A 13,404-nucleotide genomic window follows, 5' to 3' on the forward strand; every position below is an offset into this window, starting at 1 on the left:
GGAGAAAAAAGTGGTTATTTACAGGGGACTTTTTTGGAAATTGAGCATAAAAAATACGGCCTATTGAAATAGACCGCATTCTATAATCTGTATGTTGTTTATTTTAATGGCTCAATTACTAGATGACGATTAGGTTCAACACCTTCAGAGTATGTTTCAATATCAATACGATTTGCAAGCGCATTATGAATCACCTTACGCTCATATGACGGCATTGGTTCTAATGAAACTTTCTTTCCAGTACGAACTGCTCGATCTGCCATTCGTTCAGCTAATTGTTCTAAAGATGCCTGTCGTCGTTCACGATAATCTTCTACATCTAGCTTAACTAACAAAAATGATTTTGCGCTTTTATTTACAACAAGTTGGGTTAATTGCTGGATTGCATTTAACGTTGAACCTCGTTTTCCTATTAAAAGTGCTGCCTTTTCACTCTCTAACTTTAAGAATAAATTTTTACCTTCAGTTTTTGAATGAATTTTTAAATCTTCAATCCCCATTTCCTTTGCAATACTATTTACATAGTCCTTTGCAACACTCATCGGGTCAATTTTTACTTCTTCTTCAGTTAGTAACTCTTCTACTTCATCAACATTTTCATTTGCTTCTGGTTGATTTAATGGAGCTTCAATTTTCTCTAGTTGTTCAGCTTCAACTTGAACTACTTCTTCTAATTTAGTAATAGCTGGTTGTTCAATTTGTACCTCTTTAACCGTTACACGCACCTCTGCAGGACGTGTACCAAAACCTAAAAATCCTTTTTTCGCCTCTTGTAAAACTTCAACTTCAACTTGAGCACGGGTTGTCCCAAGTTTTTGTAACGCTAATGAGATCGCTTCTTCTGTGCTAGCGCCTGTTTGCGTAATCTGTTTCACTTTTTCGCTCCTCCAGTTGTCATAGGTTCTGTTTTCTTTTTATTCCAAGGTTTATAAATCACAAGGTTTTGAATAACTGAGATGATATTTCCGACAACCCAATATAATGATAATGCAGCTGGTAAGGCAATACCAAATCCAATAATCATTAATGGCATGATGTACATCATAACCTTCATTTGTGGGTTATCTACTGCAGGACCTGTCATTAACACAACAAACTGTATTAAACCAGCCAGTACAGCTAGTACAACACTTGGATCTGCTAATGGGAAAACTAAAAACGTTCCTAAGTCAAAAGCCGGTGTTGCATTCATACGGCTAATTGCATGGTAGAAACCAATTAAGATTGGCATTTGAATGAATATTGGTAAACATCCAGCCATCGGATTTACACCAGAAGATTGCATCAGTGCCATCATCTCTTGTTGATACTTTTGTTGAGTAACAGCATCTTTTGAAGCATATTTCTGTTGTAATTCCTTCATCTTAGGTTGAATCTCTTGCATTTTTTTCGAACTTTTTACTTGTTTAATTGTTAGAGGTAATATTACGAGACGGATAATAATTGTAACAGCAATAATACCCAATGCATATGAGCCTAGTAGCTCGGCAAAATATTTAATAAATGAAACTAACGGCCAGACAATGAATTCATTCCAAAAACCTTTGCTTTCAGAAGAAATTGGCTCGTTAAATTCTGTACATCCAGATAGCAGCAACGCTACTGATACTAGAGACAGAACAATCCAAAGTCTTTTTTTCAACCTTCTTCCTCCTAGAGTACTATTCAATTCAAAAAATTCATTGAAGTTATTTTAACACGGGTAACGCTTTCACTCTACTAATTGTTCTTTTAGAAGTACTATTTTTTCCGAATTTTCAATCCAAAAAGTGAACAGCTATTACTAACTACTTCTTCTTTAATACCTTTGCAATCTTTAATACATGCTCTAAACTTTTCTTTGTTTCATGAAAATCTAATGTGGCCGCTGGTTGTCTAGCGATAATAACATAATCCATATCTTGTCTAACTTCTTCTTTCAATTCTAAAAATACTTGTCTTATATACCTTTTAATTTGGACTCTTGTAACGGCTTTACCGATCTTCTTCCCCACAGATAAGCCGATACGAAACTCGTTTTGTCCCTCTTTTGGTAAGCAGTAAACAACAAATTGACGATTTGCAAAGGATTTTCCCTTTTTAAACACCTTCTGAAAATCTTCATTTTTCTTAACTCTTTGCCGTTTTTTCATATTCTACCTACACATCCAATCAATCTTCTAGTATCTTAAAATGCCGAAAAAAAAGACCACTGAAGAAGCTCAGTGGACTTATGCTGATAATACTTTTCTTCCTTTACGACGGCGAGCAGCTAATACTTTACGTCCGTTCTTTGTGCTCATACGTGCGCGGAATCCGTGTACTTTACTATGCTTACGTTTTTTTGGTTGATATGTGCGTTTCATTATATATGACACCTCCAAATGAAAGTTAATTTTTATCCTACATACAGACCAATACATTATATAGTTAAAAGAAATAGCTTGTCAATTAATAATTTATTCTAACAAACCAAACCCTCTTTCGCCATTTTCTAATATCGGCTGTCCCTCATTTCATTCTATCTTTGTATATCAAAATTAAAGGGCCCTTTTAAATAAAAAAATTATCCACAAGATTTTCTCGCTACGAAAAAATCGAATGTGGATAAAATTTTTCGATATTTTTTTATCCACAAGGTTTACTGACAACTTTTACACAAATCCCAGCCCTGTGGACAACTTATTTGTGATTAAAAAATAGTTGTGTGGATAAGTTTCACCAACTATTGAAATGACAATATTTTTTTGTTACGATAGTTGTGTTTTCCTTTGTGGAAATCTTTGTTGGGAAATATTTTATCCACAGATGTTAATAACTTGTGGATAAGAATAAACACACCTTATGGATAATAGTTATCCACAGTATGTGATTATGTGTTTTAATATAATTCTGTTATTCTTTATAGATGCATTTTATTAATTTGAAACTGAAATTATACATGAAAAGGAGAAAAAAGCTTGGCACATTTAGAAGAATTATGGAACAATGTCCTGGCTCAAGTAGAACAAAAAATTTCAAAACCAAGCTTTGAAACGTGGCTAAAATCAACTAAGTTACTTTCATATAAAGGATCTAATGTTACCATTGCCGCACCCAACTCATTTGCACGTGATTGGCTAGAGAATCATTATGTTCATCTAATCGCGGGTATTTTGTCTGAACTAACAGGCGAAGACTTGTTTATTAAATTTGTTGTTCAAAAGGATCAGGATGACGATAGTGAGGATTTACCTGTACCACAGGTCATGCAAGTAAATACTGTTGATCACTCAGAAATTACACCTGGAATGCTTAATCCAAAGTATACATTTGATACGTTTGTTATCGGGTCTGGGAATCGATTTGCTCATGCAGCCTCTCTTGCCGTTGCTGAGGCTCCTGCAAAAGCCTATAATCCCTTCTTTATCTATGGGGGAGTAGGACTAGGGAAAACTCACTTAATGCATGCTATCGGCCATTATGTACTTGAACATAATCCAAATGCTAAAGTTGTTTACTTATCTTCTGAAAAGTTTACAAATGAATTTATTAATTCGATTCGTGATAATAAAGCTGTAGATTTTCGAAATAAATATCGGAATGTCGATGTATTACTAATTGATGATATTCAATTTTTGGCTGGAAAAGAATCTACACAAGAGGAATTTTTCCATACCTTTAATACATTACATACCGAATCAAAACAAATTGTTATTTCCAGTGACCGTCCTCCAAAGGAAATTCCAACTCTTGAAGATCGATTACGCTCACGTTTCGAATGGGGATTAATAACGGATATTACACCACCAGATTTAGAAACACGTATTGCGATTCTTCGCAAAAAAGCTAAAGCTGATGGATTAGATATTCCAAACGAGGTTATGCATCACATCGCAAATCAAATTGATACAAACATTCGTGAATTAGAAGGCGCTTTAATTCGTGTTGTTGCTTTCTCATCATTAGTGAATCGAGACATTACTGCAGAATTAGCTGCAGAAGCATTAAAAGATATCATTCCAAATGCAAAACCACGTATGATATCAATTCTAGATATACAGACTGCTGTGGGTGAATACTATCAAATTAAATTAGAGGATTTTGCCGCTAAGAAGAGAACGAAGTCAATCGCTTTCCCAAGACAAGTTGCTATGTACTTATCGAGGGAATTAACAGATTTCTCTTTACCAAAAATAGGGGAAGAGTTTGGTGGGCGTGACCATACAACAGTCATTCATGCTCATGAAAAAATATCCTCTATGTTAAAAGAGGATCAACAATTACAACAAGATATTAAACAAATTCGTAGTATGTTAGGTAAATAATGATGTGGATAACTATTTTATTTTCCCACACTTTCATACACAACTTATTAACATGTGGATAGTTAGAGTTTACTGGTGAAAAATATGGTTATCCACAAATCCACAGGCCCTATTACTATATCTATTAAAATCTTTTAAAATAATATATTAATAAGTGAGGTATAATCTATGAAATTTGATATTATGCGTGAGCGTTTACTAGATGGGTTAAATAACGTCATGAAGGCTGTCAGTTCTAAAACGACAATTCCAATTTTAACAGGGATTAAAATCGATGTAACAAATGATGGGATTACACTTACTGGTAGTGATGCAGATATTACAATTCAAACGTTTATCCCATTAGAAGAAGATGGAGACCAACTAATTAATATTACTGAAACAGGTTCAATTGTTTTACAAGCACGTATGTTTAACGAAATCGTTAGAAAATTACCAACAAATGATGTTGAAATCGAAGTATCAAATGGTTTACAAACACATATTCGTTCAGGTAAGTCTGAATTCCATTTAATTGGTTCTGATGCTTCTGAATATCCATTATTACCTGAAGTATCAACAGATCAACAATTTACTATGCCTGCAGATTTATTAAAATCTGTTATTCGTGAAACAGTATTTGCTGTAGCTACTTCTGAAAGTCGTCCTGTATTAACAGGTGTAAACTGGCAAATTCATGGTGATGAACTTGTATGTGTAGCTACAGATAGCCATCGTCTTGCTAGAAGAAAAACGACACTTGAACAATTGCCTACAAATGTTAATTCAGTAGTAATTCCAGGGAAAAGCTTAAACGAATTAAATAAAATTCTTGGTGAATCGAACAATCCAGTTGAAATTGTTATAACGAATCAACAGGTTTTATTTAAAACTGAAAATGTGTTATTCTTCTCAAGACTTCTTGAAGGTAACTATCCAGAAACTTCTCGTTTAATTCCAGAAGAATTTAAAACGACAATTACAATTAACGGTAAATCATTATTACAAGCAATCGACCGTGCATCTCTACTTGCACGTGAAGATCGTAATAATGTTGTTCGTTTTGAAACTTTAGAGGGGAACAGTGTTGAAATTTCATCAAACTCCCCAGAAATAGGTAAAGTTGAAGAACAAATTCAAGTAGAGTCGTTAGATGGCGAATCTCTAAAAATTTCCTTCAGTGCAAAATACATGATGGAAGCTCTAAAAGCAATTGATGGACAAGATGTTATAATTCAATTTACAGGAGCTATGAGACCATTTATTTTACGCTCTGTACATGACGATGCCATCTTACAATTGATCTTACCGGTAAGAACTTACTAAAAATTAATTTATAAATAAAATTATGTTTTTTAAAGATAGTCATTTATGGCTATCTTTTTCTTATGTATAAAAAGTGAATACAACTTTTTTAGAGCTATTAGAATTCCAATCATGTTTACTATTAGGGCAATAAGTTCAATTTTCCTTTTGACTAATTTTGTTTAATCTTCTTTTCTTGGCATTTTTAGAGCATTTTAGGTATGATAAAGAGATAGATGAATGTGAATCGGAGGATGTATTTACTTTGGATGAAATAGTAATTGATACAGAATTTATCACCCTAGGCCAAGCTTTAAAAGTTACTGATGCAATTAGTTCAGGTGGTATGGCTAAATGGTTTTTACAAGAAAATGATGTCTACGTAAATGGAGAAATTGACAATCGTCGAGGGAGAAAACTACGCCATGGTGATGTGATTAACATACCAGGGGTTGGTAGGTACGTGATTGCCAATAAGAACGGAGAAATCTAAATGTTCATTGAGCATTTACAACTAACCAATTATCGTAATTACGAATCTTTAAATTTGGACCTCTCCCCAAAAATAAATGTATTTATTGGGGAAAACGCACAAGGAAAAACAAACGTAATGGAATCTATTTACGTACTTGCAATGGCTAAATCCCATCGTACGAGTAACGATAAAGAATTGATACGTTGGGAAGCAGACTATGGTAAAATAGAAGGTGTTGTTCAAAACCGTTACGGTAGTTTTCCAATGGAATTATCCATTACGAAAAAGGGGAAAAAAGGCAAAGTAAATCATTTAGAACAAACGAAACTAAGTAACTATATTGGACAAATGAATGTCGTCATGTTTGCACCTGAGGATCTAAATGTAGTAAAAGGCAGTCCGCAAGTAAGACGACGTTTTATTGACATGGAAATTGGTCAAATCTCAGCACTTTATTTACATGAGTTACTCACGTTTCAAAAATTACTTAAACAAAGAAATCATTTGTTAAAAATTAATCAGGGTAAAAAGCAAATTGATGATGTTTTATTTGCTATTTATACTGAGCAATATATTCATTCAGCTGTCCAAATTATTCGTAAAAGATTCCACTTTATTGATCTTTTACAAGAATGGGCGGAACCAATTCATTCTGGTATTAGTCGTGGATTAGAAAAATTAACGATTAAATATCGTCCAACTACTGGATTGGATCCAGACTGGTCGACAGAAGAAATGGTTACATATTTGGAACAAAAATTAGCAGAAGTAAAAAAACGAGAGCTTGAAAGAGGGGTTACATTAGTTGGTCCACATCGTGATGACTTGCAGTTTTTAGTTAACGGTTATGATGTGCAAACTTATGGTTCTCAAGGACAACAGCGTACAACAGCACTTTCGTTAAAACTTGCTGAAATAGAATTAATCAAAAAAGAAACAAAAGAAACGCCCATTTTGCTGTTAGACGATGTTTTGTCAGAGTTAGATGACTATCGCCAATCACACTTATTAAATACCATTCAAGGTGAAGTGCAAACGTTTGTCACAACAACGAGTGTAGATGGGATACATCATGAGACAATTCAACATGCAGAAATGTTTCACGTGAAACAGGGTGAAATTGAAAATAATGTTTAGAAATTTTTAGATATTTTTATAAAGCTTAGAATTTTTAACACATACTATTGTTTGAAAGAGTAGGTGAACATGGTGGCTTTAGAAGAGAAACAACAAGTTCAACAAGCTTATGATGCTGATCAAATTCATGTTTTAGAAGGTTTAGAGGCAGTACGTAAGCGTCCAGGTATGTATATCGGCTCCACAAGCTCTAAAGGTCTTCACCATTTGGTTTGGGAAATAGTGGATAATAGTATTGACGAAGCATTAGCTGGCTATTGTTCGGAAATTGTCGTTGCCATCGAGAAAGATAACTGGATTCGTGTAGAAGATAATGGTCGTGGTATTCCTGTTAGTATTCAAGAAAAAATGGGTATGCCAGCTGTTGAAGTTATTATGACTGTTCTTCATGCAGGGGGAAAATTTGGCGGTGGAGGTTATAAAGTTTCAGGAGGTCTCCATGGTGTAGGTGCATCAGTAGTTAATGCACTTTCTTTAGTTACTGAAGTCTATGTTAAAAGGGATGGTCATGTTCATTCCATCGTTTTTGAACGTGGAAAAACAGTACAACCATTGAAAGTAATTGGTGACTCTGATGAAACTGGAACAACAACACGCTTTAAAGCTGACCCAGAAATCTTTAAAGAAACAACTATTTATGAATATGACATTTTAGCAACTCGTGTTCGTGAACTTGCATACTTAAACCGCGGCATTAAAATTACGATTGCAGACGAACGAGAAGAAGAAGTTTGTTCTGAAACATTTCATTTTGAAGGCGGTATACGCGAATATGTTGAGCATTTAAATAAATCAAAAGAACCGATTCATGAGCCTATTGATATTATGGGTGAAAAAGATGGCATATCGGTAGAAATCGCTATGCAATATAACCAGGGATACTCGTCAAACATCTATTCCTTTGCGAATAACATTAACACCTATGAAGGTGGTACCCATGAATCGGGCTTTAAAACAGCGTTAACACGTGTCATTAATGATTACGCTCGTAAAAACGGTTTAATAAAGGATTCGGAAGCAAATTTAACTGGTGAGGACGTACGTGAAGGGCTTACAGCTATCGTATCGGTAAAACACCCAGATCCACAATTTGAAGGGCAAACAAAGACAAAATTGGGAAATTCCGAAGTTAGTCAAATTACAAATTCATTGTTCTCTGATGGCTTTGAACGCTTCTTGTTAGAAAATCCTGCAGTTGCGCGGAAAATTGTAGAAAAGGGGTTAATGGCAGCTCGTGCACGTGTTGCAGCTAAAAAGGCTCGTGAATTTACACGTCGTAAATCTGCATTAGAAGTATCAAGCTTGCCTGGTAAGTTAGCGGATTGTACTTCTACAAACCCAGCAGAATCAGAAATTTATATCGTCGAGGGTGATTCGGCTGGTGGTTCAGCAAAATCTGGACGTGATCGCTATTTCCAAGCCATTCTACCTTTACGTGGGAAAATTTTAAACGTAGAAAAAGCAAACTTAAATCGCATATTATCAAACAATGAAATTCGTGCAATGATTACAGCCTTTGGTACAGGAATTGGAGAAGAGTTTGATTTAGAAAAAGCAAGATACCATAAAATTGTCATTATGACGGATGCTGACGTTGATGGTGCGCATATTCGTATTTTACTTTTAACATTCTTCTTCCGCTTCATGCGCCCGTTAATTGAGGCTGGATATGTATATGCTGCACAACCACCGTTATATCAGGTGAAACAAGGGAAACATGTCGAATACTGCTATTCAGATGAAGAACTACAAGAAATATTAAATAAATTACCAAGTACACCAAAGCCAGTTGTTCAACGTTATAAAGGTTTAGGTGAAATGAATGCTGAACAATTATGGGATACAACAATGGATCCAGAACATCGTACTTTGTTACAAGTTGAATTAGATGACGCTATACGAGCAGATAAAATTTTCCAAGAACTTATGGGAGATGAAGTAGAGCCTCGTAGAAACTTTATTGAGGAAAATGCAGTATATGTTCAGAATTTAGATATTTAAGTTGTTCGAAGGGAGGTTATTAAATGTCGGAAAATCAACATTCAGGTGTAAAAGGCATTAAAATTAGTGAAGAAGTACAAACATCATTTTTAAATTATGCGATGAGTGTTATCGTTTCCCGTGCATTACCAGATGTGCGGGATGGTTTAAAACCAGTACATCGTCGTATTCTTTATGGAATGCATGAGTTAGGAAACTATTCAGATAAACCATACAAAAAAAGCGCACGTATTGTAGGAGACGTAATGGGGAAATACCATCCACATGGCGACTCCTCCATTTATGATGCGATGGTACGTATGGCACAAGATTTTAGCTATCGTTATATGTTAGTAGACGGACATGGTAACTTTGGTTCAATTGACGGTGATGGTGCTGCAGCGATGCGTTATACCGAATCTCGTTTATCCAAAATTACTATGGAAATGTTACGTGATATCAATAAAGACACAATTGACTATCAAGATAACTATGATGGAAACGAAAAGGAACCAGTTGTTTTGCCTGCTCGTATTCCAAACCTATTACTAAATGGTGCATCTGGTATTGCTGTAGGTATGGCAACAAATATACCACCACATCAATTCGGTGAAACGATAGATGCTGTTATTGCTGTTTCAGAAAATCCAGCTATTACAACAGAAGAGCTAATGGAAATTATTCCAGGTCCTGATTTCCCAACAGGTGGTATTATTTTAGGTCGAAGTGGTATTCGTCGTGCTTATGAAACTGGCCGTGGTACGATTACAGTTCGCGCCAAAGTGGAGATCGAAGTTCAACCCAATGGGAAAGAAATGATTATAGTTAATGAAATTCCTTACCAAGTAAATAAGGCGAAATTAATCGAAAAAATTGCAGAGTTAGTACGTGATAAACGAATTGATGGAATTACTCATTTACGTGACGAATCCGATCGTCGTGGTATGCGAATCGTAATGGAAGTTCGTAAAGATGCAAATGCGAATGTTATCTTAAATAATTTATATAAACATACAGCAATGCAATCTAACTTTGGCGTAAATATGCTGGCGTTAGTAAATGGGCAACCGAAAGTATTAAGCCTTAAGGAAGTGTTGCATCATTATTTAGAACACCAAAAAGAAGTTATTACTCGCCGTACGCAATATGAATTAAGAAAAGCTGAAGATCGTGCTCATATTTTAGAGGGCTTGCGTATTGCTTTAGACCATATTGATGAAATTATTTCTATCATTCGTTCTTCACGTACAGGTGAAGAAGCAAAACCAGTTTTAATGGAACGCTTCAGTTTATCAGATCGTCAAGCTCAAGCAATTTTAGATATGCGTCTTGTTCGCTTAAGTGGATTAGAACGAGAAAAGATTGAAAACGAATACCAAGAGTTACAAGTGCTAATTGCAGATTTAAAGGCAATTTTAGCCGATGAAGGTAGAATTCTTGATATTATCCGTACGGAATTACGAGAAATTAAAGAGCGATATAATGATACTCGTAGAACTCAAATTTCGGCTGGTGGATTAGAAATGATTGAGGATGAAGATTTAATTCCTCGTGAAGACTCCGTTATTACCTTAACGCATAACGGCTACATAAAGAGACTAGCAGCCAACACATATCGTAGCCAAAAACGTGGTGGTCGTGGTGTACAGGGAATGGGAACTAACGAAGATGACTTTGTAGAGCATTTAATGTTTACCTCTACCCATGATACAATTTTATTCTTTACAACAAAGGGAAAAGTATTCCGTTCTAAAGGATATGAAATTCCTGAGTTCGGACGTACTGCAAAAGGGTTACCGATAGTTAATTTATTAAATTTAGATAAAAATGAAAAAGTAACTGCAATGATTCACGTAGATGAATATAAAGAGGATGCATATTTCATCTTTACTACCAAAACAGGAATTACTAAACGCACTCAAGTTTCTCAATTTGCGAATATCCGTAATAACGGCTTAATTGCGATTAACTTACATGAAGAGGACGATTTAATTTCTGTTCGTTTAACTGATGGAACGAAGGATGTTATTATCGGTACACATAACGGTATGCTTATTCGATTCAAAGAAGATGATATACGTTCAATGGGTCGTACAGCAGCTGGTGTGCGCGGTATAAAACTGCGTGAAGGTGACTATGTTGTAGGAATGGAAATTATCGAACCAGGACAAGAAATATTAGTTGTTACTGAAAAAGGATATGGTAAGAGAACACCGGAATCTGAATATCGTCTACAAAGTCGTGGCGGTGTTGGGATTAAAACAATCCAAATTACAGATAAGAATGGACCTATGTGTTCAGTAAAAACTGTTGATGGCACTGAAGATTTAATGCTAATCACAGTAAATGGTATGTTAATTCGTATGGATGTTAACGATATTTCGATTGTTGGTCGTAGCACGCAAGGTGTACGTCTAATCCGACTCGGGGAAGATGAAACAGTTGCTACAGTAGCACGTGTAAAGAAAGAAGAACAAGAAGATGATCTTGAAACTGATGATACACAGATTCAAGAATCAGATAGTGTAGAACAAGCTGATATGGATGATGATTCGTCTAACACAGAAAATGAATAATTATAAAAACTCAGAAACTTTGTAACAAAAAGTTTCTGAGTTTTTTTATTTAGATAAAACTAAAAAGAAAAAATATAGTATAATTTTACATATATTTAATAAATATGGATTAATTTAGAATATTATTACTTTTCAGAAATCTATATTGAAGTATAATGAGGGGGTTTTTGGAATGGAAGCTACAAAAGTTCATATAAATGACCTTCGAGTCGGAAAAATTGTTTCCGAAGATATATACGCAAATACACAATATCCTATCCTTTTAAAAAACACAAAATTAAGCCAAGAGCACCTATATATTCTAAAAGCTTTTAACATTGTACAAATTCCTATATTACTTGATGGGAAAGATCAAGAGAGAAAAGAGAAAAAAGAACCCGAAGAGAAAAGTGAAGTAAATGTAGCAGTGGAAAAAGTTGTTGTTGTTGACCGCTTTGGAAATAAATATAATGACGTAATAGATGAATTTAAAAAGATGTTTAATGGATGGGGAGCAGGCGCAAAAATAGACATCACAAAAGTGCGTACAATGATTTTACCTTTAGTTGAAAAAATACTAGAGGATAGAACAATTATTTTTGATTTAAATAGTTTTTCTAACGCAAAGGATTACTTGTATCATCATTGTATTGCTACAGGGCTTATTAGTGCGGCAATTGCACAAAAATTAGGTTATGAACGTGGCTATGTATTACAAATTGCGATTGCAGGTACATTGGCAGATTGCGGTATGGCGAGAATACCTTTGCGAATTCGCGAAAAAAAAGAGCCATTGAACCAACTTGAATTTAATGAAATCCGTAAACATCCTATTTTTAGTTTACAAATGGTTAAAAATGTACCGGCCTTTAAAGAGGAAATGAAAGAGGCAATCTATCAACATCACGAGCGTTTGGATGGAAGTGGATATCCTGAAAAATTACGGGTGGGTTCCGTTTCTAATTTTGGTCAAATTATTGCGGTAGCGGATACTTTCCACGCAATGACTAGTGAGCGATTATATCGCTTAAAGGAATCACCTTTTAAAGTTATAGAAAAGATTAAGGAATCTGAGTTTGGGAAATTTGATATTCAAGTAGTACAAGCACTAGTAGACCTTGTTGCTGCATTACCAATAGGTACAAAAATAGAGTTATCAAATTTAGAACGCGGTGAAATTATGTTTATTAATAAATTTGCACCAACGCGTCCATTAATTAAACTTTCAAGTTCAGGTGAAATAATCGATTTATCTAAAAATCGTAGTTTTTATATTTCACGTGTTATTACAAATGAATAAAGATATTCTAAAAATTCACTTTGCGAGCGGACTACATACAGATGTTAAAAATTTTTAGTTCCGCTTGCAGATTCTAAGTATGCTAGGTCTTCTACTAGTTTATTTTTATACTTAAACATTAGGAATTAATTTTTATAATAAAAGTGTTGACTTAATATCAAATGATTGTTATTATAAATAAGTCGTTAAGACGTGATACATTATGAACTTTGAAAACTGAACAACAAAACGTTAATGAATATAGTTTCTCATTAAATTGAGAAACGAAATTTTGGACATCAATTTTGATGCCAGCAATTTTTGAGCTTTATCAAATTCTTTTATGGAGAGTTTGATCCTGGCTCAGGACGAACGCTGGCGGCGTGCCTAATACATGCAAGTCGAGCG

Annotated in this window: 11 protein-coding genes and 1 rRNA gene; 8 read left to right on the plus strand and 4 right to left on the minus strand. The window is 34.7% G+C overall.

Annotated elements, in window-relative coordinates:
- Positions 1-98: 98 nt before the first annotated feature.
- From jag to rpmH, 4 genes are all read right to left on the minus strand, one after another.
- Entirely contained in the window at positions 99-875 is a 777-nt protein-coding gene (jag, locus tag D8M03_RS09840; protein WP_121214604.1) for an RNA-binding cell elongation regulator Jag/EloR, read from the minus strand.
- A complete protein-coding gene (gene yidC, locus D8M03_RS09845; protein WP_121214605.1) occupies positions 872-1,642 on the minus strand; it encodes a membrane protein insertase YidC in 771 nt (256 codons plus the stop codon). Before yidC ends, jag begins: the two co-directional genes overlap by 4 nt.
- 145 nt (positions 1,643-1,787) lie before the next feature.
- Positions 1,788-2,132: a ribonuclease P protein component gene (gene rnpA, locus D8M03_RS09850; RefSeq protein WP_121214606.1), complete on the minus strand. Its 345-nt coding sequence runs from the start codon at positions 2,130-2,132 to the stop codon at positions 1,788-1,790.
- Between the two features lie 78 nt (positions 2,133-2,210).
- Positions 2,211-2,345, minus strand: a complete 135-nt coding sequence (gene rpmH, locus D8M03_RS09855) for a 50S ribosomal protein L34 (RefSeq protein WP_004233310.1) — start codon at positions 2,343-2,345, stop codon at positions 2,211-2,213.
- 594 nt (positions 2,346-2,939) lie between these two features.
- Here rpmH and dnaA point away from each other — a divergent pair.
- From dnaA to D8M03_RS09895, 8 genes are all read left to right on the plus strand, one after another.
- A complete protein-coding gene (gene dnaA / locus D8M03_RS09860) occupies positions 2,940-4,286 on the plus strand; it encodes a chromosomal replication initiator protein DnaA (protein WP_121214607.1) in 1,347 nt (448 codons plus the stop codon).
- A 168-nt stretch (positions 4,287-4,454) separates the two neighbouring features.
- Positions 4,455-5,591: a DNA polymerase III subunit beta gene (gene dnaN / locus D8M03_RS09865; protein ID WP_121214608.1), complete on the plus strand. Its 1,137-nt coding sequence runs from the start codon at positions 4,455-4,457 to the stop codon at positions 5,589-5,591.
- A gap of 244 nt (positions 5,592-5,835) precedes the next feature.
- Positions 5,836-6,063: a S4 domain-containing protein YaaA gene (gene yaaA / locus D8M03_RS09870; protein ID WP_121214609.1), complete on the plus strand. Its 228-nt coding sequence runs from the start codon at positions 5,836-5,838 to the stop codon at positions 6,061-6,063.
- Positions 6,064-7,182 (plus strand): DNA replication/repair protein RecF, encoded by a 1,119-nt coding sequence (gene recF / locus D8M03_RS09875; RefSeq protein ID WP_121214610.1) that lies wholly within the window; start codon positions 6,064-6,066, stop codon positions 7,180-7,182. It abuts the gene before it with no gap.
- A 69-nt stretch (positions 7,183-7,251) separates the two neighbouring features.
- Entirely contained in the window at positions 7,252-9,183 is a 1,932-nt protein-coding gene (gene gyrB / locus D8M03_RS09880; RefSeq protein WP_121214611.1) for a DNA topoisomerase (ATP-hydrolyzing) subunit B, read from the plus strand.
- Positions 9,184-9,206: 23 nt separating this feature from the next.
- Entirely contained in the window at positions 9,207-11,738 is a 2,532-nt protein-coding gene (gene gyrA, locus D8M03_RS09885) for a DNA gyrase subunit A (protein ID WP_121214612.1), read from the plus strand.
- A 172-nt stretch (positions 11,739-11,910) separates the two neighbouring features.
- Complete coding sequence (locus tag D8M03_RS09890; protein WP_121214613.1) at positions 11,911-13,017, plus strand: HD-GYP domain-containing protein; 1,107 nt, start codon at positions 11,911-11,913, stop codon at positions 13,015-13,017.
- A 319-nt stretch (positions 13,018-13,336) separates the two neighbouring features.
- Positions 13,337-13,404: ribosomal RNA gene (locus tag D8M03_RS09895) — 16S ribosomal RNA — on the plus strand; the annotation flags it as partial.

It is taken from the genome of Ureibacillus endophyticus (assembly GCF_003628435.1).
In the GTDB taxonomy this organism is placed as follows: Bacteria; Bacillota; Bacilli; order Bacillales_A; family Planococcaceae; genus Ureibacillus; species Ureibacillus endophyticus.